The following is a 21,078-nucleotide window of genomic DNA, read 5'->3' on the forward strand; positions in this document are numbered from 1 at the left end:
AGCAAGATCAAACGCCAAAAGCTTCCGCCACTAAAGCGGCGGGTTACTTTCTTTTGTCATAAGCAACAAAAGAAAGGTAACCAAAGAAAAATGCTTTTCTTTGAATCACAGGCCCGCACGTTCGGTGCCAACGCGGGGATTTTTCATACGGGACATCCCTGTCCCGATGAAAAACGGCCCGCATCCATGCGGGCCGCCCTCCGGGTCTTCGATTGCCTTCGCTAGTGCTGGGCGACGCACTGCAACAGCAACAGCGCCGACATCAACATCAACATCAACATCAACATCAACATCAACGGCACAGCCTGGGACTGCAGCCGTCATGAAAGATGCGACGCCAACTTGAGCTACGAGTCGCGGCTCACGCCGCTCCTACAAAGGGGGCCTGCCAATAACTCACCGTCGGGAACTGCGCTGCTTCTATCGCGAAGATTTCGCCATCGCCACATCGCGCTGCCAATAGCCACGCAACTGCTCGCGTTGCCGCGGGCTCAGTCCCTCGCTGCAGGCCTCCAACAATTCGTTCGCAGCGGCCGCATCGCCGGCCACCCAGGATTCGCGCGCCGCCTCCAGCAGGGCGCGGCGGCGTACATCGAGGTTGCCGAACGGGTCGAACCAGGAATCCACGCGCGCGGCATCCTTGACTCCGGTCCAGGCGAAACGCGCATCGCCGGCGTCGGCGGCGATGGCGCGGTAGCGCGCGATGGCGTCGCCGCGCTCGATCCGCCCTTGCAGCATATCCAGGCGAACCCGGAACAGCCGCGCCTGCGGCGTCGCGCCGTCGGCTTCCAGCGCCGCCACCGCGCGTCCGACGTAGCCGTAATCCACCGGACCGGCTGCCGATTGCTGGCCGAGCAGGTTGAAACTCGCGATCGCGGTGCGGTACTCGGTGCGGTCGTGCGCCGCGATCGCTTTCGCATCGGGCCGCCCCAGCGACGACGGTTGCACCAGGCGCACGCCGGGTTCGTCCTTGACGATCGCTTCGATATCGTGCTTGTGGAACTCGCCCACGACCACCACCACGGTGCCGCCCGGATGCGCACGCGCCGCGGCGGCGATGCGCTGCGCCTGCAGATAAGTGCGGTAGAGATAGAGCCGGCGCGGCAGGTCGTTCTTGGCGCGGGCGGACGGCGTCGCCGCCCAGTTCGTCACCTTATGCAGCTTGGCCGGGTCGTCGGCATGGAAGAAGTCGCGCGTCGACGCTTCCTGGCCGAAGGCGAGAAAGCCCATGAAACCCTTGGCCGGGCGCAGCTCCGGCGGGGCATCCAGGCTCAGGCCGAAGCCAAGCCGCTGGTCCTCCGCCGGCGGCTCCCAGTCGATCGGGCACAACTCGATCCCATGCCGGCGCGCGAACGGCACCGCCACGTCCTGGACTTCATAAGTGAACTCATAGAAATCGCCGCGCGCGAATGCTTCCGGCGCACGCTCGATGCAGATCGCATCGGGTTTGGCGCGATCGAGGAACGCGTCCAGCAGTGCCGGCTGGTCGCGCTCGGACACCAATTGCGCCGCGTGGTCGACGCCCAGGACGATCACCGTCGCCGGCGTCGCGCCGGCTTGCGCCGCCTGCGCGCCGAATGCCTGCGACGGAAACAGCAACAGCACCGCCAACCACCACTTGCTCATGTGCGCTCCGCTCCGATTCGACGACCCGGCCACGCTGTCACGGCACCGCGGCGCGCGCCCGTGCCGTTGGTCGCGGTCGGTCGCGCTACTGCTGGCGCAAGGCCTCGATGGGGTCGAGCTGCGAGGCCTTGCGCGCCGGGTAATAGCCGAAGAACAGGCCGGTCGCGATCGAGAAGCCCGCCGCCAGGGCGATGATCTGCCCGTTCAAGGCGATCGGCAGGGCGCCGAACTTGCCGACCAGGATCGTGCCGACCACGCCGATGGCGATGCCCAGCGCACCGCCGATCAACGAGATCAGCATCGCCTCGGCCAGGAACTGGCGCTGGATGTCGCTGGGGCCGGCGCCGACCGCCATGCGCAGGCCGATCTCGCGGATGCGCTCGGTCACCGACACCAGCATGATGTTCATGATGCCGATGCCGCCGACGATCAACGAAATCGTCGCCACCGCACCGAGCAGCAGGGACATCAAACGCGTGGTCTGGGTGCGGGTGGCGACCACCTCGGCGATGTTGCGCACGCTGAAGTCGTCGTCGCCGCCAGGCTGGATCTTGTGACGCTGGCGCAGCAGCCCTTCGATTTCCTCTTGCGCATAGGCCACGTCCTCGGCGCGGCCGACGCCGACCGCGATCTGCATGACCGCACCGGTCGGCAGCCCCATCGCGCCCAGCAATCGCCGGCGCCCGGTTTCCAACGGCACCAGCACCACGTCGTCCTGGTCCTGGCCGAAACCGCCCTGCCCTTTCGGGTTGAGCGTGCCGACCACGGTGAACGGCACGCGCCCGAGACGCACGGTCTGGCCGATCGCGTCCTCGTCGCCGAACAGTTCGCGCCGCACGGTTTCGCCGAGGATCACCGACTTGGCGCCGCTGCCGTAGTCGCGCGCCTCGAAGCTGGCGCCGGAGGCGATGGTCCAGCCGTTGATGTCGAAGAAATCCGCCTGCACGCCCTGCCACTGCGTCGACCAGTTGTTCTCGGCGTAGACCGCCTGGGTGCCACCGCGCAACGAGGCGGCCACGTACTGCACTTCCGAGACTTCGTTGCGGATCGCCTCGCCATCGGCCTCGTTCAGGGTGAAGAAACTCGATGCGCTCAGGCGCACGCCGCCGGTGCCGCGTCCGCCGCCGCCCGAGCTGATGTCCAGGCGGTTCGAACCCAGTCCCGAAACCAGTTTGTCGATTTCCGACTGCGTGCCCTGGCCGACCGAGACCATCACGATCACTGCGGCGATGCCGATGATCACGCCGAGCGAGGTCAGCGCGCTGCGCAACCAATTGCCGCGCAGGGCGAAGATGGCGGTGCGCAGGACTTCCATGAAACTCATGCGCCGGCCTCCTGCACGTGCAGTTCGCCGTCGCGCATGACGAAGGTGCGATCGGCGTGCGCGGCCACGTCCGGGTCGTGGGTGATCAGTACGACGGTGTGGTCTTCGGCCTGCAGACGCTTGAACAGAGCGAGGATCTCCTCGCCGGTGCGGGTGTCGAGCGCGCCGGTGGGTTCGTCGGCGAGCAGGATCGGCGGACGGTTGATCAGCGCGCGCGCGATCGCCACGCGTTGCTGCTGGCCGCCGGACAATTCGCTCGGCCGATGGCCGGCGCGGCCGCTCAGGCCGACCGCGTCGAGCGCCTCCTGTGCGCGGAGCATGCGCTCGTCGCGCGGCACGTTGGCATAGCCCATCGGCATCGCCACGTTCTCCAGCGCGCTCATGCGCGGCAACAGGTTGAAGCCCTGGAACACGAAGCCGATCTTGTCGCGGCGCAGGATGGCGCGCTCTTCGGCGTCGAGGCTGGCCACGTCGATGCCGTCGCACAGATACACGCCGCTGGTCGGCGTGTCGAGGCAGCCGATCAGGTTCATCAGGGTCGACTTGCCCGAACCCGACGGCCCCATGATCGCGACGAACTCGCCGCGCGCGATCGTCATCTCGACGCCTTGCAGGGCGATCACTTCGGCCTCGGTGCCGGGCGAATAGACCTTGCCGAGCGCGCGGGTCTCGATGACCGCGGTGGCGTCAGCGGTGTCGCCGCTCATTTCGTGCCGCGTCCGCTGCCGACCACGATCTCGTCGCCTTCCTGGATGTTGCCCGATACCTCGGTCCAACTGCCGTCGCTGGCACCGACGCGGACCACGATCTGTTCCGGCTCGCCCTTGACCAGCTTGTACAGCGGCACGCGGCGCGCGGTGACCAGGTTGGCGATCTCGGCATCCCACTGCTTGCGCTGGGCATCGCTGAGCGTGGCGCGGAACGGGCCGAACTGCTGGTTGAAGCGTTCCTGCATGCGCTGGCGCGCCGCGCCGGAGACCGCGCCGCCGTTGCGATTGCCGCGGTTGTTGTTGCCGCCACCGCCGCCCGGGCCGCGCCCGCCGCCGATGATGATCGGCGCGCCGCCACCGCCGCCCGGCGCGGCTGCAGTCGGCGCCGCGGTGCGCGCGGCCATGCGTTGCTTCATCTGCTCCAGTGCGGCGTCGAACGCCGCCTGCTGGTTCGTATCGAGCTTAAGCGCCTGGGCCACCCGGGGCAGATCGCCGCTGAGGCCGCCGCGCGCGCCGCCGGCCGGACCGTTCGCGGCGCCGGCACCGGCCGCTTCGTCGGCCGGCTTGTAGCGCAGCGCGGCATTGCTGACCCGCAGCACGTCGTCGCGGCGGCTGACCTCGATCTCGGCGTTGGCGGTCATGCCCGGCAGCAGCACGCCGTCGCCGTTGTCGACCGAAACCACGACCGGATAGGTGATGACGTTGCTGGTGTTGGTCGCCGACAGCCGCACCTGCTGCACGGCGCCGCGGAACTGACGATCGGGAAACGAGTCGACGGTGAAATTGACGCTCTGGCCCGGCTTGACCTGGCCGATGTCGGCCTCGTCGATGGCCAACACGATTTCCATCTTCGACAGGTCTTCGGCGATCTGGAACAACACCGGCGATTGCAGGCTCGCGGCCACGGTCTGGCCGGGCTCGATGCTGCGCGTCAGCACCACGCCGTCGACCGGCGCGCGGATCACCGTGCGCTGCAGATTGAGGCGCGAGGTCTGGGTCGAGGCGATCTGCTGGTTGATCTGGGCTTCGGCGCCGGCCAACTGGGCGCGGGCCTGGTCGCGCGCGGCGCGGGCCAGGTCGGCGTCGCTGCGCGCGACGAGCTGGTTCTTGGCCAGTTCCGACTTGCGCTGGTAGTCGAGCGCGGCGTTGCGCAGGGTCGCCTGCGCGGTGGCGAGGCTGGCGCGGGCGTTGGCGACCTGGGCCGAGCCCTGGGCGATCTGCGCCTCGTAGGTGGCCGGATCGATGCGCGCGATTACCTGGCCCTTGGTCACCCGGTCGTTGTAGTCGGCCAGCACCTCGGTGACCTGGCCGGAGATCTGGCTGCCGACGTCGACGGTCGAGATCGCCGAGAGTGCGCCGGTGGCCGAGATCGCGACACGGATGTCGCCGCGTTCGACCTTGGCGGTGCGGTAGGCGCCCGCGGCGTCCTCGGCATTGCGCTGACGGTAGTAGGTCCAGGCGCCGCCGGCCACGGCCAGCGCCACCGCCGCGACGACGATGCGCTTGGGCCACGGCGATTTGCGGCGCCCGTTGTTTTTCGTCGCGGGTGAGGTCGGCTTGGCTGCGCTCATGGGACTCGGATCGTGGGCTATGAAAGCGCGAACGCGCGTGGCTGAATGCGGTTGACAGCGCTCGCTGTATTGACCGCATCGGGCGCGAACGGTTCAGTATCCGCCACGGCCGGTGCAGGCCAAGCGAGCGCTTGGCGACAGGCGATTCTGCACAGGGATTCGCCAGGGCGCGAAAGCGTCGCAGCCCGCGGCCGGGCTTCAGGCGCCGGGTCGGCGCGGCAGCGGCGGCATGTGGGTGCTCAGGGTGGCGCTGCCGGGGCGGAAGCGGATCACCGCGGTGGTGCCCTGCTCGGGCGCGCTGGTCAGGGTGACCGGCCAGCCGAAGCGTTCGCCGAGCCGGCGCACGATCGACAGACCCATGCCCTTGCCGTCGCCGACCGAGAAGTCGGCGCGGTAGAACGGGGTGAAGGCCTTGGTCAGGGTTTCCACCGACATGCCGATGCCGGTGTCGCGGATCTCGATGCTGTCGCGGCTCAGGCGCACGTCGATGCGGCCCTGGTCGGTGAAGCGCACCGCATTGCTGAGCAGGTTGCCGACCATGACCCCGAGCGCGTGCGGCGGCGCGGTCAGGCGCGGCCCGCCCTCGTCGTAAAGATGCAACTCGACCGGTTTGCCGTTGAGCAGCGGCAGGATGCGCTCCATCTCGTTGTCGACGATGTCGCGGACCAGGAAATCTTCGGACTGCGGCTCGACGTCGGACTCGCGCGCCAGGATCAGGAAGGCGTCGATCACCGCCTCCATGTCGCGCCCGGCGCGTTGCACGCGCAGCAGCGAGCGTTGCGCGCGCAGGGGCGTGTCGGGGTCGGCCAGCATCAGGTCGGTGGCGACCCGGATCACCGTCAACGGCGTGCGCAGTTCATGGCTGGCGTCGCGGGTGAAATCGCGCTCGCGCTCGACGAAGTCGCTGACTCGTTCGGCCAGGCCGCTGAGCGAGCTCGACAAGCGGCGTACTTCGCTGCCGGGGTCGTAGGGAAATTTGATCGGCTCGATCAGGCTGGTGTCGGGATCGCGCGGGTCCCATTGCGAGACCACGTTAGCCAGCCAGCTCACCGGCGAGACCAATCGCTTCGAGGTGCGGTAGGTATGCCAGGAAATCAGATAGGTCGTCAGCAACGACAGCAGCAGCGAGAACAAGCCGGTGTAGAGGATCGCCTCGTCGATCAGCTCGGTGGCGTAGATCATGTAGAAGGTGCCGGGCTCGCGCCGGTCCACCAGCACCACCCGGCCGCCGCCGGGCAGGTTGTGCAGGCCCGAGTCGACTCCGCGGATCACCATCGGCAGCAGCGAGTCGCTGGCGCCGGTGGGGACGAAATGGCCGCGCGTGGTCGAGGTGCGCGGCAACGGATAGTTGGGGTCGCGGATGCGCCCGGCCCAGTAGTCGTCGGCCTCGCGCTGCATGCGCTGTTCCAGCACTACGTGGCGCACCGCGAGTCCCGCCAGGAGGATGCCCAGCGTGATCGCGATGCTGCCGATCAAGGCTTGCAGAATGAACGCGAGCTTGATCTTGCGCGGTAGCCCCTGCGGCATGATCGCGGCCGGTCAGTCCGGCGGCTGGGAGATGTCTGCCACCCGGTAGCCGGCGCTCTGCACGGTATGCAAAAGCTGCTTGTCGAACGGCTTGTCGATGGTCTTGCGCAGGTTGTACAGATGGCTGCGCAAGGTATCGGAATCCGGCAAGCCGTTGCCCCAGATCTCGCGCTCGATCTCTTGGCGGCTGACCACGCGCGGCGATTCGCGCATCAGGATGGTCAACAGGCGCAAGCCGATCGGCGAGAGCTGCAACTCGCTGCCGCCGCGGGTGACCCGCAGGCTGGCCGGGTCGAGCACCAGATCGGCGACCTTGAGCACCTCGCCGCCGACCTGGCGGCGCTCGCGCCGGATCAGGGCGCGCAGGCGCGCTTCCAGTTCCTGGATCGCGAAAGGCTTGGTCAGGTAGTCGTCGGCGCCGGCGCTCAAACCGGTGAGCTTCTCGTCGAGCGTGTCGCGTGCGGTCAACATCAGCACCGGCGTGGACTTGCGGGCCTCTTCGCGCAGCTTCTTGCAGACCTCGATGCCGTCCATGCGCGGCAGCATCAGGTCCAGGACGATCACGTCGTAACTGTTCTCGGTGGCAAGGCGGTAACCGTCGAGACCATCGGCCGCATAATCGACCTCGAAGCCGCGGCTTTCGAGGTACTCGCCGACCATTTCGGAGATATTGCGGTTGTCTTCGACGATCAGGACCAGCCCCCCGTCTCTCGTACCCTGCATGCAGCCTCTCCATTCCTTCAGTTTTGTGAAGGTTGCCCTCGCCAAGGTGGACGGCCCGTGAAGACCCTCGTTACGCTGACCGCCCACTCCGTCACGAAACGCCCCGATGCTCGCCGAACGCCTCTACCCGATCCTGCTTTTGCTCGGTTCGAACATCTTCATGACGTTCGCCTGGTACGGCCATCTCAAATACAAGTCGTCGCCGTTGATGATCGCGATCGCGGTCAGCTGGGGCATCGCCCTGTTCGAGTACTGCCTGCAGGTGCCGGCCAACCGCCTCGGCAGCGCGGTGTACTCGGCGCCGCAGCTCAAGGGCATGCAAGAGGTCATCACCCTGCTGGTGTTCGCCGGCTTCTCGGCCTGGTACCTCGGCGAGCCGCTGAAGTGGAACCACTGGGCCGGGTTCGGCCTGATCGTGGTCGCAGCCTGGCTGATTTTCCTGGATTGAGCTTCCCGGATTGATCTTCGCGAATCGAGCGCGGCGCAACGACCCGATCAAGGCCCGCACAAGGACTCGACCTCGACCTCGCGCTGCCAGCGCTGACCACGGACAGTCACCGTCAGATGGCCCTTCCAGCGGGTAAGGGTGCTGGCGTCGTCCATCCCCGCGCGCGCCTGCACCGCCTGCGCCGCCGGCAACCGGGTCCAGCGCCCGTCCTCCTCGACCGACAGGGTCGGCGCGCCCAGGCGCAGCTCCGCCGAAAGCTTCTCGCCCGCATCGGACCAACGCAGGGTCTGACCGCGCTGCCGCTGCAGGCCCAGTGCTTCGATATCCGAATGCGCGCCCTCGCGGCGCAAGGCATAGGGCTGGCCGCCGATGGACAGATGCAGCGCGGGCCAGGCCGCCAGCGCCGAGTTTTGATCGTCGCGGTTGCGCCACAGCGTCGCCAGTGCGGAACCGCCCTCGGCCGATCCGGCCCCGGCCAGATAAACGTGGACGATGGGACAGGTCTTGCTGTCCATGCTTTCGCTGAGCCATGGCGACACGCGCATCGGCACATCGGGCTGCGCGGCGGTCGCTGCCGACACCAGGCCCGGCCACAGGCAAGTCAACACGAGGCCACACACAGCGATCTTGAGATTCACGACATCTTCCTTGATGGATGGGAGCCGGCGCGACTCGCCCACTTCGCGTCTATTGTGGGGTTGTTTCTTGGGGCGCGTTCGGGCGGGTCGCTCAGAACTTGATCTTGCCGGTCAGGATGTCCTTGAACATCACCCAATCGCCGACGAAGGAATACAGCGGATGCTTGAAGGTGGCCGGACGATTCTTCTCGAAGAAGAAATGCCCGACCCAGGCGAAACCGTAGCCGCACAACAGCGCCGCCAACAGCAGCCAGGGCCGGCCTTGGGTCAAGGCCAGCGCGAGCAGCACCAGCACGCCGCAACTGCCGATGAAGTGCAGACGCCGGCTGGTGCGGTTGCTGTGTTCGCTCAGATAGAACGGATAGAACTCGCGGAAACTCGCAAAACGGTTCGCCATGTCCCTGTCCTCGCCTGATCGCCCGCGTCGCTCAATCGCCGGCCTTCGCCGCGTCGCCGCCGAACATGCCCCGCGCCTTCAGCACCGTGCGCTTCTTGACCTCGAACAACTCGTCCACCGGGCTGCCGGTCAGACAATACGCCTTGTCGCCGTCGATGCGGAAATGCTCGCTCGCAAACAGCTTGCGCCGGTCCTTGCTGGACCACTCAGGCTTCAGCGGATGGTAGGCATCGCTGCCCCATGGCATCGGCCTGGCTTCGGCGATGCCGCGACGATCCTCGCTATCGCGCTCGCCCACCGGTCCGCAACCGAACCAGGCGCCGGACGGGGCCCTGAACACCGGGTAATACTGGTATTTCTGATGGTAAAGCTGGTTGCCGTCGCGCGATACGAACAGCAAGACGCTGGAGAATTGCGCGAACGCCGGCTCACCATAATGGTCGTAGGCCTCGAACTCGATCGTATCGCCCTGATACTCGCCATAGACAAGCTGCTCGACCCGGTACCTCGCCTTGAAGGCGGCGTCTATCAGGATTGTGTTCTCGTCGAGCACGGGCTTGAACCGTTCGACCGACAGTTTATTGCCGACGAACACGATCAGGTTTTCCTGCTCCGTTGCTTCGACCGAGAAACATGCGGCTAACAGACAGGCCAGCGACCACCGGCGCATGCGATGATTCATGGCGTTCCCTCGCTTATCGATCCTGCACGCATCCTGCCGTGCCGCTCGCAGCGCCGCAAGATCGGGCGCGCCGCTGGGCGCGAACGCCGCGCTCAGGATTCGCCGCGTTCGGCGCGCTTGCTCTTGTCCCAGTACGCGTCCTGACCTTCCAGCGGCAACTCCGCCAAGGCCAGGCCGTCTTGCGCGGCCAGGGTTTCCATCGCGCGGAAACGGCGCTCGAACTTGAGGTTGGCGCGACGCAACGCGGCACCGACGTCGACCTTGCCGTGGCGGGCCAGATTCGCGCAGACGAACAGCACGTCGCCGATCTCGTCCTCGAGGCGGTCGTGCGCGGCCGCATCGTCGGGCGCGGCGGCGACCGCGGCGAACTCGGCGCGGACTTCCTCGATTTCCTCGTGCAGCTTGGCGATCACCGGGCTCACGTCGGGCCAGTCGAAACCGACCGCGGCCGCGCGCTTTTGCAGTTTCACCGCACGCTGCCACTCGGGCAGGCCGCGGGCGATACCGGCCAGCGCCGAGGTGTCGACCTCGCCCGCCGCCTCGCGCTCGCGGCGCTTCTGTTCTTCCCAGGCCACGGTCTGGGCCTCGACGTCCTCGACGCTGGCGTCGCCGAACACGTGCGGATGACGGCGCACCATCTTGTCGCTGATCGCCGCGACCACGTCGTCGAAAGCGAACGCGCCCTGCTCCTCGGCCATGCGCGCATGGAACACGACCTGCAGCAGCAGATCGCCGAGTTCGTCCTTCAACGAGACAAGGTCCTTGCGATCGATGGCGTCGGCGACTTCGTAGGCTTCTTCGATCGTATACGGCGCGATCGAAGCGAAATCCTGTTCGATGTCCCAGGGGCAGCCGCTGTCGCGATCGCGCAGGCGCGCCATGATCGTCAACAGCCCGGCGATGCCCGGCGGCAGGTTCAGCACTTCAGCCATCGAGCCACTCCTTCCACGGCAGAGCCAGGTCGCCCACGGCGACGAAATCGCCGTTGAGAATGCCGGCGCGCTGGTTGTAACGGAACGGCCGGCCCTGCGGGTCGAACACCGCGCCGCCCGCGGCTTCGAGCACGCACTGGCCGGCGGCGGTGTCCCATTCGCTGGTCGGGCCGAAACGCGGGTACAGGTCGAGACCGCCTTCAGCGATCCGGCAGAATTTCAACGACGAACCCAGGCTGAGCATGTCGATGCCGCCGGGCGCTTCGCGCTGCAGGCGCGCCATCGCCCGTTCGGCGCGGTCGCTGTGGAAGGAGCGGCTCGCCGCGATTCGCAGCGGCTGCGCCGCCGGTGCGCGCACCTGCACTTCGCGCTCGTCGTCGCCGTCGCGGCGGTAGGCGCGGCCGCCGCGCTGGGCATGCCACAGCGCTCCACCGACCGGTGCCTGGATCAGGCCGAACACCGGCACGCCGTGGTCGATCAGGGCCAGATTCACCGAGAACTCGCCGTTGCGCTTGACGAATTCGCGGGTGCCGTCGAGCGGGTCGACCAGCCACAGGCGCGACCATTCGCGGCGCTGCTCGAAACTGACCTCGTGCGCGGATTCCTCCGACAGCACCGGGATGTCCGGGGTCAGGCGGGCGAGCCCGTCGACGATGAGGTGGTGCGCGGCCATGTCGGCGGCGGTGACCGGCGAAGCGTCGGCCTTGCGTTCGACCGCGAACTCGCCATCGTAGACGGTCAGGATCGCGGCCGCGGCGGCGCGGGCGATCGCGATCGCGCCTTCGATCTGTTCCGGGCTGAGCAGGGCTGGTTTCACAGGGGCTGCGCTCACGCTTGCGGCTCCGGGTGCGGCTCGCCGTTGCGCAGCCATTCGCGGGCGATGAACAGCGCGGCGATGCTGCGGCCTTCGGAGAAATCCTCGCGCAGGATCAACTCATGCAGGTCATCGAGTTTCCATGGCACCACTTCGAGCTCTTCGGGTTCGTCGCCGGGCAGGCGCTCGGGGTAGAGATCGCGCGCCAGCACCAGATGCGCCTGGTGGCTCATGTAGGTGGGCGCCAGGGTCAACGAGCGCAGCACCTTCAACGAGCGCGCGCCATAGCCGGCTTCTTCCTTGAGCTCGCGGTCGGCGGCCTCGATCGGGCTTTCGCCGGCGTCGATGCGGCCCTTGACCAGGCCGAGCTCGTAGCGGTGCACGCCGGCGGCGTATTCGCGCACCAGCAGCACGGTGTCGTCGTCGATCATCGGCACCACCACGACCGCGCCGTGGCCGCGCCCGTGCAGGCGCTCGTACTGGCGGCGTTCGCCGTTGGAGAACTCGAGATCGAGCCGTTCCAGCCGGTACGGACCGGCCTCGTGCTCGGTGACGTGATGAATGGTCGGCAGCCGCCGGGTCATGGCGCGGCTCCGGGCGTGAGCAGGGAGCGGAAAGGCACGATAATAGGGGGATGCGAGAGATCACTCACGACACGACGATGCTAACAGAGCCGGGCGCCGACGCGGCGGACTCCTGGCGCGAACGCGACCTGGCGGTGCTGTGGCACCCCTGCACCCAGATGCGCGAACACCCCCATACGCTGCCCTTGCTGCCGATCGCGAGCGGGCAAGGGCCGTGGCTGATCGGCCGCGACGGGCGTCGCTATCTGGATGCGATCTCGAGTTGGTGGACCAACCTGTTCGGGCATGCCGAACCGCGCATCGCCGAGGCCATCGCGACCCAGGCGCGCACCCTCGAACACGTGATCCTGGCCGGCTGCTCGCACGCGCCGGCGGTCGAACTCGCCGAACGCTTGCTGGCGCTGGCGCCGCGCCAGGACGGGCGTGCGCCGCTGAGCAAGGTGTTCTACGCCGACAACGGCTCGGCCGGGGTCGAGGTGGCCCTGAAGATGGCCTTCCACTGGTTCCGCAACCGCGGCATCGAAGGCCGGACCAAGTTCATCGCCCTGGAGAACGGCTACCACGGCGAAACCCTCGGCGCCCTCGCGGTCGGCGACATTCCGCTGTACCGGCGCATCTACGCACCGCTGCTGGCCGAGTCGCTGTTCGCGCCATCGCCCGACGCCTACCTGTGCGAACCCGGCCAAACCCCGGCCGAGCGCGCCGAACAGGCGGCGACGGCTTTGCGTCATCTGCTCGAACGCCATGCCGACGAAGTCTGCGCGCTGATCCTGGAGCCGCGCGTGCAATGCGCCGGCGGCATGCGCATGCACGACCCGCTGTATATCAAGCTGGCGCGCGAACTGTGCGACGAGCACGGCGTGTTCCTGATCGCCGACGAGATCGCGGTCGGCTTCGGCCGCACCGGCACCTTGTTCGCGAGCGAGCAGGCCGGGGTCATGCCCGATCTGCTGTGCCTGTCGAAGGGCCTGACCGGCGGCGCCCTGCCCCTGGCCGCGGTGCTGACCACGCAATCGATCTACGACGGCTTCCTCGATGACTCACGCGAGCGCGCCTTCCTGCATTCGCACAGTTACACCGGCAACCCGCTCGCCTGCGCGGCGGCGCTGGCCAGCCTGGACATTTTCCGCGACGACGACATCCTGGCCCGCAACCGCGCCAGCAGCGCGCGCATGGCCCGGCTCGCCGCCGATTTCGCCGATCATCCGCACGTCGCCGACGTGCGTCAGGCCGGCATGATCGTCGCCTTCGAGCTGACCCGTAACGGCGACAAGCGCACGCCGTTCGACCCGGCCGCACGCATCGGCCTGCACGCCTACCGCGCCGCACTCGACCGCGGCGTGCTGCTGCGCCCCCTCGGCGACGTGCTGTACTGGATGCCGCCCTATTCGATCGACGAGGACGCCCTGGGCTTGCTCGCCGAGACCACGCGCGCGGCGATCGATCATGCCGTGCGGGAGGCCGACGCATGCGCCTGACCCGAGTCCATGTCGATGCCGATCTCGCCGCCGGTCGCGAGATCGCGCTGCCCGAAGGCCCCGCCACGCACCTGGCGCGCGTGCTGCGCCACGAAGTCGGCGACGCCTGCGTGCTGTTCAACGGCGACGGCCGCGACTACCACGGCCGCATCGTCGCGCTCGGCAAGCGCGAGGTGCGGGTGGCGGTCGAATCGGCGCAGGAGGTCGAACGCGAATCGCCGCTGCCCCTGGTGCTGCTGCAAGGCATCGCCCGCGGCGAGAAGATGGACCTGATCCTGCAGAAGGCCACCGAGCTCGGCGCGCACGCCGTGCATCCGTTGTGGTCGCAGCGCAGCGAGGTCAAGCTCGACGAAGCGCGCGCGGAGAAACGTCATGCGCATTGGCGCAGCGTGGTCGCGTCGGCCTGCGAACAGAGCGGGCGGGCGCGCGTGCCCGAGGTCTCGGCGCCGCGTTCCTTGGCGGCGACGCTGGCGGCGCTGCAGCCCGGCGGCCTGCGCCTGATTCTCGACCCGGAAGGCGAACTCGCCTTCGCCACCTTGTCGGTCGAGATCGAGGCACCGGTACTGCTCGCGATCGGCCCGGAAGGCGGCTGGTCGCCGCTCGACCGGCAGCAACTGCGCGATGCCGGCTTCCAGGGCCTGCGCCTCGGCCCGCGCATCTTGCGCACCGAAACCGCCGGCCTGGCGGCGATCGCGGCCTTGCAGGCGAAGTTCGGCGATCTGGCTTGAGCGACGTCTCGTTGTCGCTTTAAAGGCAAAAGCAAAATCCCCCCTGCCCCCCTTTTCAAAGGGGGGGGAACTGCACGCTTCGACCGCTGCTGTTGCCCCTTCCGGAAGAGCCGGCCTCTTGCCTCTTCCAGAAGAGCCGGTGCTGTTGCCCCCTTTGGAGAGGGGGCGGCGCCTGCGCAGCAGGTGCGGGGGATTTGCTGTTGCTGTTGCTGTCGCCCCATCCGCCCCGGGGCAACAACGCTCAGATCTTGAAATAGATCCGCCGCGCGTCCAGCCAGCGCACCACGCCCCACCACAGTGCGACGAAGACCAGCGCGAACGCCAACGAAGGCAGATAAGGCCCGAATAGCGGCGTCATCCAGTCGGCGAAACCGCGGCGGTAGATCGGTTGCAGCCAGCCCATACCCATCAGCAGATACAACAGCAAGGCCGAGCCGCCGTAAGCGGCGATGGCGTTGACGCCGAAAGCGCGTCCGAGCGCGGGCCAGCCGCGACGGTCGATCAGGTCGTGGAACACGGCCAGCACCCAACACGACAGACCGCCGCTCCACAGCACGTAGGCGGGGGTCCACAGGTTCTTGTTGAGCGGCTGCCAATACGCCCCTACCCAGCCAGCGAGCAGGCAGACCGCGCCGGCGATCCACAACGCGCGCAGATGGCCGCGACGCAGCCAGTCGCCGGCGCGCAGGCCGAGCAAGGCGGTCGCCAGCGCGCCGAGCGTCGACACCAGGCCTTCGGGGTCGTGGCCGCGGCCGCTGGCCGGGTCGATCTGGAAAACGTGGACGCCGAACAGCGCGCTGTCGAAACGACTGGCGATGTTCTCGAAGGGCGCATAACTGCCGCCGGCTGCGAGCAAAGCCGCATAGCCGAACAGCAACGCGCCCCAGGCGAGCCACTGCGCCCGCGCCGGCAGGTACAGCGCGATCAGCGCCGCCGCGGCGAAGCACAGGCCGATGCGCTGCAACACGCCGGGCACACGCAAATGATCGTGGCCGATCGCCCACATCGCGCAGACATGCAGCAGCAGGCCGAGACCGACGATGCGCAACGCGCGCCACAGCGCCGGACGCAGCAAGATCGCGGCCGCCACGCCGTGATCGCGGCGAGGCATCAGCGCCAGCGCGATCGACACGCCGACGATGAACAGGAACATCGGGAATACGAGGTCGGTCGGGGTGAACCCGTGCCAGTGCGAATGCAGCAAGGGCGCGTAGACATGGCCCCAATCGCCCGGATTGTTGACCAGCAGCATCGCCGCGACGGTGAGCCCGCGCAGGGCGTCGACCGAGGCATAGCGTTTCGGCGCCGCCGCGGCCGATGGCGGGCGGGACGGCAGGCCAGACGGCGGCGGCGCGCCGCGTTCCTGCGGCGCCGGACTCACGCCGCTTGCGCGAGCGCTTCGCCGATCATCGCTTCCAGCGCTTCCAGATCGGGCAGCAGGGCCGGATCGTCGTTGAGCAGCACGCGCGCCTGCACGGCATGCGGCAGCACGTCGCCTTCGCGTCCGGCGACCGACAAGCTCTCGCGCGACACCGTGACCAGGCGCGGGAAGCCCTGGGTCAACAAAGCGAAATACGGCAGGCGCGAGGCGGCGCTGAGCGCCTTCAGCACCACGACCTTGCTGCCCAGGCCGCCCTGTTCGCGGGCGAGCCCGGACAGTTCGCCGAAAGCGACCAACGGTAGATGCCAACCGCGCCAACGGATCTGGCCGAGCAACCAGCGCGGAGCGTCCTCGATCGGCGCCGGCGGCGCGTAGGACAGCACCTCGGCGATGGTCGCGTTGGGCAGCAGCAGGCGTGCGCCGCCGACCTGGATCAACACGCCGCGGATGTCGGCCTGCGAGGTGGCTTCAGGGGCTGCGTCGCTGATCTGGTTCTCGTTCGACATCGCTTCGCGTCCTCGCCGCGGATTGCGCGGCCTTCAACGGGTGGAACTGTTGCGGTGGATTCCTTGATGCCGGAATCCGGGATTCGGTGCCGTCGCCAGGCGGCGACGGCGTTCGGGCGCTTGGCCTGAGGCCTTAGATCGCGCTTTGTACGGACCAACGCGAGGCCAGCTTGGCGGCCAGATCGGCCGGCTGTCCGCTGCCGGCGCCGCGCGCGATCGCCGCGCTGGCCGCGGCCGCGTCGTAGCAACCGTCGGGCGACTGACCGGCGACCATCGCGCCGTGCGCGGACAGCTTCATCGCCGTATCGACCTGGGCCGGGTCGGCGCCGCTGAACAACAACACCGCGCTGTCGGAGGCAGGCAAGGCGTCGATCACTTCGGCGCCTTCGACGAACTGGATGCCGCTGTCGCTGACATCGATGCCGAGCCCCGCCGGCAGGATGTAGATCACCCCGTCGATGGTGCGCGTGCCGGGTTCGGCGAGCTTGACCAGCACCGAGGTGGCGCGCTGCATCTGCGCGACCAGTTTGTCGTAGCGGCCACCGTCGAGACGCTGTTGCACCAGCACCGGCCGACCGAAATTCTCCGGCAGCGCGCCGAGCAACTGGCGCACCGCATCGGGTCCGCCGATACCGGCGAGCACGAGCACGGCGCCATTGCGGGTCGAGGTCGGCACGCTGTCGTCGACCAGTTCCAGGCCGGAAATACGGCGCTCGATTTCGTCGAGATCGTGCTTGCCCACGCCTGCGTTGCCATGCGCACCGCTTTGACCGGTCGCCGCGCTGACCAGGCTGGCCTCGTCGCTGAACGACCAATCCGGCACGGCAGGCGCCGGCGGCAACGGCGCTTTCGGCGCCGCTTGCAGGTCTTCGTTCAAGTCGAATTCGAAGTCGCTCTCGAAGTTGCGCGCTTCGGCCGCGGCGCGTTCGTTGCGGCCGTCGTCGAAATCGAGCGGCGCGACCGTCGATGCGGATTCGGGCCCTGACTTGTCGTCCTGGATCGAGAAGGCGCTGTCGAAGTCGATCAGCTCGCGGACCTGGTCCTGCGGCGGCGCGCGCCACACTTCCAGATCGCCCAGCCCGGTTTCGTCGAGCGCGGGCACGTCGGCATGGGCCGCGGCCGGCTCGCCCCACTCGCCGAGCGTCTGCGAATACGGCGCGGCGTTGCCCGGGACCTCGTCGCGGCTGTCGACCGCTTCCAAGGTCAGGTGGCCGATGTCGAAATCGTCGGCGGCGACCGCTTCGGTGGCGATGATTTCTTCGGCTTCGAGCTGTTCGGCTCCGTCCTCGGCCATCGCTTCGGCGGTGATGAATTCGATACGGTCTACGGCCGGCGGCGGCGACGGTGCGACCCGCGCCAGCTCGCCGATCTGTTCGGCGGCGACGAACGACAACGGGTCCAGCGAGGCTTCGGCCGAGGCCGGATCGAACCCGACCGGCTCCTGCGCCAACGGCGATCCTGCCGCGAACGGACGCTCGAACCCGGTCGAGATCAGCATCGGATCGGGTTCCGGCTCGGGCTCGCGGCCGGGCGGCAACACGTCGTCGTGGCGGTGCAGCTTGGCGCTGAGATGGCGCGCCCAACGCGCCTCGTCCCAGCCCTCGCGCGACACCGTCAGTTCGGCTTCCTCGAAGATCACCTCGATCGAGGGATCGACCAGCAGGTTCTCGAAACGGTCCAGCGCGTCCTCGGTGGCCGGGTCGAGCACGACCACGACCACGTCCGGATCGGCGGCGTCGAGCGCAGCCGGTTCCAGCGCGGTCGGATCGCCCACCAACACTAGGTTCGCGCCGGCATCGCCGAGCGCGCTACGCAAACGGTCGCAGGCCACGCCGGCCCGCGCCAACAACGCTACGCGACGTTCTGCTTCAGCCATGATGACGCGCGATTCCAAGCAGTTCGAACACGTTGCGGATCAATTCAAGCTCCTGATAAGGCTTGCCGAGATAGCGCTCGACACCGATCTCGAACGCGCGCTGGCGATGTTTCTCGCCGGTACGCGAGGTGATCATCACGATCGGCACTTCGCGCATGCGCGCGTCGGCCTTCATCTGGGTGGCCAGCTCGTAGCCGTCCATGCGCGGCATTTCGATGTCGAGCAGCATCAGGTCGGGCACGCGCTCGGCCATGCGTTCGAGCGCATCGATGCCGTCCTTCGCGGTGATGACCTCGAAGTTGTGGCGTTCGAGCACGCGGCCGGTGACCTTGCGCATCGTCACCGAGTCGTCGACCACCATCACCAGCGGCACGCGGCGGGTCTCCGCCGGCGCCGGCGGCGGCTCCACCACCTGGGCGAAGTCGAGCAACTGCGCGGTGCGGCGGCGCACCAGCGGCGCGACGTCGAGGATCACCACCACGCGGCCGTCGCCCATGATGGTCGCGCCGAAGATGCCCGGCACCGACGCCACCTGCGGGCCGACCGGCTTGACCACGATTTCGCGGTTGCCGATGACCTGGTCGATGGTGATGGCGGCGCGCAGATCGCCGGAGCGGATCAGCAGCAACGGCATCTGCAACTGGCCTTCGGCCTTGGCCGGCGCGTGGCCGATCAGGGTGCCGAGGTCGTGGACGAGATAGTCTTCGCCGCCGTAACGGTAGCTCGCCTCGCCCGCGTCGAGCAGTTCGCGCGACAGGCGGCCGACGCCGCGCACCGAAGCGATCGGCACGGCGAAGGTGATGTCGCCGATGCGCACGAACACCGCCTGGGTGACCGCGAGCGTCTGCGGCAGGCGCAAGGTGAAGTGGACGCCGTGGCCGGGACGCGAGTGGATGTCCAAGGTGCCGCCGAGCTGACGCACTTCGCTAGCGACCACGTCCATGCCGACGCCGCGGCCGGCGAGGCGGCTGACTTCGTCGGCGGTGGAGAAGCCCGGCTCGAGGATCAGCGAGTCCAGGTCGGCTTCGGCGATGACCGCGTCGGCACGCACCAGGCCGCGTTCTTCGCCGCGGCGACGGATCGCCGCACGGTCGAGACCGGCGCCGTCGTCGGCCACTTCCAGCACGACTTCCGAACCTTCGCGGCGCACCGCGATGCGCACCGTGCCTTCGTCCGGCTTACCGGCGGCGCGACGCTGTTCGGGACGTTCCAGGCCATGCGCGACGGCGTTGCGGAGCATGTGCTCCAGCGGCGCGGTCATGCGTTCGAGCACGTTGCGGTCGAGTTCGCCCTGGGTGCCTTCGAGCTTGAGCGTGACCTGCTTGCCCAGTTCGCTCGAGGCCTGGCGGACCACGCGGCGCAGACGCGGCAGCAAGGTGTCGAACGGCACCATGCGCGTGCGCATGAGGCCTTCCTGCAACTCCGAGCTGACTCGCGACTGCTGCAGCAGCAGCGTTTCGTACTGACGGGTCAGGTCGTCGAGGGTGTTCTGCAGGCTGTTCTGGTCGGCCGCGGATTCGGTCAGCGCGCGAGAGAGCTGTTGCAGGGTCGAGAAGCGGTCGAGTTCCAGCGGATCGAACGACTGGTCGCCCGAATCGCCCTCGCGCTGGTAGCGCGCGATGATCTGCGCTTCGGTCTCGATTTCCAGACGGCGCAACTGATCGCGCATACGCAGGTTGGTCTGCGCCATTTCCGCGATGGCGCCGCGGAACGCACCCAACTGCTGCTCCAGGCGCGCGCGATAGATCGCGACTTCGCCGGCGTAGTTGACCAGGCGGTCGAGCAGGTCGGCGCGGATACGCACCTGTTCCTGCGGCGCCCGCACACCGATCTCGTCTTCGTCGCCCAACGGCGCGTCGACGATCGGCGCGGACAGCGGCTTGAGGCCGTCGTGATCGGCCACGACCGGCTGCGCCTGCGCTTGCGGCTGCGCGGCTTCGGCCGGCTCCAGGCCGGCGAAGCTCGGCATCGCCTCGCCGCGCCAGCGCGCTTCGAACACCGAGATCAGCGCTTCCGGCATCGCGATCGCGCGACCGGTGCCGACGCGGGTGACCATGGCGTGCAGACGGTCGAAACCGCGTTCGAGCAGGACCAGACCGTCGCGACCGAGTTCGGTGCGATGGTCGACGACCGCTTCGAGCAGCGATTCCATGACGTGGCCGAGTTCGCCCACGGCCATGATGCCGGCCATGCGCGCACCGCCCTTGAGCGTGTGCAGATCGCGCTGCAGCCCGACCAAGGGCTCGCGCTCGCTCGGCGTCTCGCGCAACTGCGCGAGCAGACCGTCGGAATGGTCGAGCAGGTCGCCGCCCTCTTCGACGAAGATGTCGACGAGTTCGGGATCGAGTTCGCTCACATCGAGCGCTTCTTCCGGATCGGGATTGGCGTTGGAGGCATGCGCGAAGATCGCGGCCAGCGCGGCCGGCACGCCGGCGGCGATGCCGGTCTGCACGGCCGTGCTTGCGCCTGCGGCCAGCGCTGCGGCCGGACGCTCGACCTCGGCGCTGGGCGCTTCGTCGTTGTCGTTTGCCGCGGCTTCGCTGTCGGCGCCGCGGTCGTCGAGACGGACCTGGGCCAGATCGGTCGCCGGCTGTTCGGCATCGGCCTGAGCTTCGGCTTCGGCCTGCTCGCGTGCGAGGCGTTCGGCTTCGGCGTACTCGGCTTCCAGGCGTTCGTATTCGAGACGCTCGGCTTCGGCTTGCTCGGCGGCAATGCGTTCGGCTTCGAGGCGTTCGGCTTCGGCCTGCTCGGCGGCAAGGCGCTCGGCTTCGAGACGTTCGGCTTCAGCCTGCTCGGCGGCAAGGCGCTCGGCTTCGAGGCGTTCGGCTTCGGCCTGCTCGGCAGCAAGGCGCTCGGCTTCGAGGCGTTCGGCCTCGGCCTGCTCGGCGGCAAGGCGTTCGGCTTCGAGACGTTCGGCTTCGGCCTGCTCGGCGGCAAGGCGTTCGGCTTCAGCCTGTTCGGCGGCGATGCGCTCGGCTTCCAGGCGCTCGGCTTCGGTCTGCTCGGCCGCGATGCGCTCGGCTTCGAGGCGAGCCGCTTCGGCCTGCTCGGCTTCCAGACGCGCCTGCTCGGCGCGCTGAGCTTCGGCGGCGTATTCGGCTTCGAGACGTTCGTATTCGAGACGTTCTTCCTC

At 68.2% G+C, this 21,078-nt stretch carries 19 protein-coding genes and 1 pseudogene; 4 read left to right on the forward strand and 16 right to left on the reverse strand.

Annotation, left to right across the window (positions count from 1 at the left end):
• The coding region (locus ACKN61_RS19105) for a hypothetical protein (protein ID WP_408950806.1) at positions 1-225 on the forward strand (225 nt) is incomplete at its 5' end.
• A 195-nt stretch (positions 226-420) separates the two neighbouring features.
• Here ACKN61_RS19105 and ACKN61_RS19110 read toward each other — a convergent pair.
• The 6 genes from ACKN61_RS19110 to ACKN61_RS19135 form a co-directional block, all read right to left on the reverse strand.
• Positions 421-1,626, reverse strand: coding sequence for a hypothetical protein (locus ACKN61_RS19110; RefSeq protein ID WP_408950807.1), 1,206 nt, complete (start codon positions 1,624-1,626; stop codon positions 421-423).
• Between the two features lie 85 nt (positions 1,627-1,711).
• Positions 1,712-2,950 (reverse strand): ABC transporter permease, encoded by a 1,239-nt coding sequence (locus ACKN61_RS19115; RefSeq protein ID WP_408950808.1) that lies wholly within the window; start codon positions 2,948-2,950, stop codon positions 1,712-1,714.
• Positions 2,947-3,657, reverse strand: coding sequence for an ABC transporter ATP-binding protein (locus tag ACKN61_RS19120; RefSeq protein ID WP_408950809.1), 711 nt, complete (start codon positions 3,655-3,657; stop codon positions 2,947-2,949). The genes ACKN61_RS19115 and ACKN61_RS19120 overlap by 4 nt, the downstream gene beginning before the upstream one ends.
• Positions 3,654-5,231, reverse strand: coding sequence for an efflux RND transporter periplasmic adaptor subunit (locus tag ACKN61_RS19125; protein ID WP_408950810.1), 1,578 nt, complete (start codon positions 5,229-5,231; stop codon positions 3,654-3,656). Before ACKN61_RS19125 ends, ACKN61_RS19120 begins: the two co-directional genes overlap by 4 nt.
• 198 nt (positions 5,232-5,429) lie before the next feature.
• Entirely contained in the window at positions 5,430-6,758 is a 1,329-nt protein-coding gene (locus tag ACKN61_RS19130; protein WP_051885307.1) for a HAMP domain-containing sensor histidine kinase, read from the reverse strand.
• Positions 6,759-6,770: 12 nt separating this feature from the next.
• Complete coding sequence (locus tag ACKN61_RS19135) at positions 6,771-7,481, reverse strand: response regulator transcription factor (protein WP_031373577.1); 711 nt, start codon at positions 7,479-7,481, stop codon at positions 6,771-6,773.
• A 106-nt stretch (positions 7,482-7,587) separates the two neighbouring features.
• Between ACKN61_RS19135 and ACKN61_RS19140 the strand changes: the two genes are divergently transcribed.
• A complete protein-coding gene (locus ACKN61_RS19140; RefSeq protein ID WP_031373576.1) occupies positions 7,588-7,929 on the forward strand; it encodes a DMT family protein in 342 nt (113 codons plus the stop codon).
• A gap of 47 nt (positions 7,930-7,976) precedes the next feature.
• On the opposite strand, the gene ACKN61_RS19145 is transcribed toward ACKN61_RS19140, so the two are convergent.
• The 6 genes from ACKN61_RS19145 to nudE form a co-directional block, all read right to left on the reverse strand.
• Complete coding sequence (locus tag ACKN61_RS19145; protein WP_408950811.1) at positions 7,977-8,567, reverse strand: hypothetical protein; 591 nt, start codon at positions 8,565-8,567, stop codon at positions 7,977-7,979.
• 91 nt (positions 8,568-8,658) lie between these two features.
• Positions 8,659-8,964 (reverse strand): DUF962 domain-containing protein, encoded by a 306-nt coding sequence (locus ACKN61_RS19150; RefSeq protein WP_057972717.1) that lies wholly within the window; start codon positions 8,962-8,964, stop codon positions 8,659-8,661.
• Positions 8,965-8,995: 31 nt separating this feature from the next.
• The gene (locus ACKN61_RS19155; protein ID WP_408950812.1) at positions 8,996-9,646 is read right to left on the reverse strand and encodes a hypothetical protein; all 651 of its coding nucleotides are present in this window, start codon (positions 9,644-9,646) and stop codon (positions 8,996-8,998) included.
• Positions 9,647-9,738: 92 nt separating this feature from the next.
• Complete coding sequence (gene mazG / locus ACKN61_RS19160) at positions 9,739-10,578, reverse strand: nucleoside triphosphate pyrophosphohydrolase (RefSeq protein ID WP_082638868.1); 840 nt, start codon at positions 10,576-10,578, stop codon at positions 9,739-9,741.
• Positions 10,571-11,383, reverse strand: a complete 813-nt coding sequence (gene cysQ, locus ACKN61_RS19165) for a 3'(2'),5'-bisphosphate nucleotidase CysQ (RefSeq protein ID WP_408953865.1) — start codon at positions 11,381-11,383, stop codon at positions 10,571-10,573. The genes mazG and cysQ overlap by 8 nt, the downstream gene beginning before the upstream one ends.
• 23 nt (positions 11,384-11,406) lie before the next feature.
• A complete protein-coding gene (nudE, locus tag ACKN61_RS19170) occupies positions 11,407-11,976 on the reverse strand; it encodes an ADP compounds hydrolase NudE (RefSeq protein WP_408950813.1) in 570 nt (189 codons plus the stop codon).
• Positions 11,977-12,053: 77 nt separating this feature from the next.
• Between nudE and bioA the strand changes: the two genes are divergently transcribed.
• Positions 12,054-13,454 carry an adenosylmethionine--8-amino-7-oxononanoate transaminase gene (bioA, locus tag ACKN61_RS19175; RefSeq protein WP_408953866.1) on the forward strand — a complete coding sequence of 467 codons (1,401 nt, stop codon included), beginning with the start codon at positions 12,054-12,056 and terminating at the stop codon, positions 13,452-13,454.
• Positions 13,445-14,182: a 16S rRNA (uracil(1498)-N(3))-methyltransferase gene (locus ACKN61_RS19180; RefSeq protein ID WP_408950814.1), complete on the forward strand. Its 738-nt coding sequence runs from the start codon at positions 13,445-13,447 to the stop codon at positions 14,180-14,182. Before bioA ends, ACKN61_RS19180 begins: the two co-directional genes overlap by 10 nt.
• A gap of 241 nt (positions 14,183-14,423) precedes the next feature.
• Here the strand turns inward: ACKN61_RS19180 and ACKN61_RS19185 are convergent, their stop codons facing one another.
• The 4 genes and pseudogenes from ACKN61_RS19185 to ACKN61_RS19200 form a co-directional block, all read right to left on the reverse strand.
• Positions 14,424-15,434, reverse strand: a complete 1,011-nt coding sequence (locus ACKN61_RS19185; RefSeq protein ID WP_408953867.1) for an acyltransferase family protein — start codon at positions 15,432-15,434, stop codon at positions 14,424-14,426.
• A gap of 125 nt (positions 15,435-15,559) precedes the next feature.
• Positions 15,560-16,069 (reverse strand): chemotaxis protein CheW, encoded by a 510-nt coding sequence (locus ACKN61_RS19190; protein WP_408950815.1) that lies wholly within the window; start codon positions 16,067-16,069, stop codon positions 15,560-15,562.
• Between the two features lie 133 nt (positions 16,070-16,202).
• Entirely contained in the window at positions 16,203-17,945 is a 1,743-nt protein-coding gene (locus tag ACKN61_RS19195) for a chemotaxis protein CheB (protein ID WP_408950816.1), read from the reverse strand.
• A pseudogene (locus ACKN61_RS19200) lies at positions 17,938-20,778 on the reverse strand (response regulator); the annotation flags it as partial. The gene ACKN61_RS19195 and the pseudogene ACKN61_RS19200, both read right to left, overlap by 8 nt.
• Positions 20,779-21,078 lie beyond the last annotated feature (300 nt).

Origin of the sequence: Lysobacter sp. Hz25 (assembly GCF_046097045.1) — a bacterium.
GTDB classification, from domain to species: domain Bacteria; phylum Pseudomonadota; class Gammaproteobacteria; order Xanthomonadales; family Xanthomonadaceae; genus Lysobacter; species Lysobacter antibioticus_B.

Bases quoted from the DNA above. Each gene is read 5' to 3' on its own strand.
- ACKN61_RS19110 (WP_408950807.1), bottom strand. From the start codon at position 1,626: ATGAGCAAGTGGTGGTTGGCGGTGCTGTTGCTGTTTCCGTCGCAGGCA.
- ACKN61_RS19115 (WP_408950808.1), bottom strand. From the start codon at position 2,950: ATGAGTTTCATGGAAGTCCTGCGCACCGCCATCTTCGCCCTGCGCGGC.
- ACKN61_RS19120 (WP_408950809.1), bottom strand. From the start codon at position 3,657: ATGAGCGGCGACACCGCTGACGCCACCGCGGTCATCGAGACCCGCGCG.
- ACKN61_RS19125 (WP_408950810.1), bottom strand. From the start codon at position 5,231: ATGAGCGCAGCCAAGCCGACCTCACCCGCGACGAAAAACAACGGGCGC.
- ACKN61_RS19130 (WP_051885307.1), bottom strand. From the start codon at position 6,758: ATGCCGCAGGGGCTACCGCGCAAGATCAAGCTCGCGTTCATTCTGCAA.
- ACKN61_RS19135 (WP_031373577.1), bottom strand. From the start codon at position 7,481: ATGCAGGGTACGAGAGACGGGGGGCTGGTCCTGATCGTCGAAGACAAC.
- ACKN61_RS19140 (WP_031373576.1), top strand. From the start codon at position 7,588: ATGCTCGCCGAACGCCTCTACCCGATCCTGCTTTTGCTCGGTTCGAAC.
- ACKN61_RS19150 (WP_057972717.1), bottom strand. From the start codon at position 8,964: ATGGCGAACCGTTTTGCGAGTTTCCGCGAGTTCTATCCGTTCTATCTG.
- ACKN61_RS19155 (WP_408950812.1), bottom strand. From the start codon at position 9,646: ATGAATCATCGCATGCGCCGGTGGTCGCTGGCCTGTCTGTTAGCCGCA.
- mazG (WP_082638868.1), bottom strand. From the start codon at position 10,578: ATGGCTGAAGTGCTGAACCTGCCGCCGGGCATCGCCGGGCTGTTGACG.
- nudE (WP_408950813.1), bottom strand. From the start codon at position 11,976: ATGACCCGGCGGCTGCCGACCATTCATCACGTCACCGAGCACGAGGCC.
- bioA (WP_408953866.1), top strand. From the start codon at position 12,054: ATGCTAACAGAGCCGGGCGCCGACGCGGCGGACTCCTGGCGCGAACGC.
- ACKN61_RS19180 (WP_408950814.1), top strand. From the start codon at position 13,445: ATGCGCCTGACCCGAGTCCATGTCGATGCCGATCTCGCCGCCGGTCGC.
- ACKN61_RS19185 (WP_408953867.1), bottom strand. From the start codon at position 15,434: ATGCTGCTGGTCAACAATCCGGGCGATTGGGGCCATGTCTACGCGCCC.
- ACKN61_RS19190 (WP_408950815.1), bottom strand. From the start codon at position 16,069: ATGTCGAACGAGAACCAGATCAGCGACGCAGCCCCTGAAGCCACCTCG.
- ACKN61_RS19195 (WP_408950816.1), bottom strand. From the start codon at position 17,945: ATGGCTGAAGCAGAACGTCGCGTAGCGTTGTTGGCGCGGGCCGGCGTG.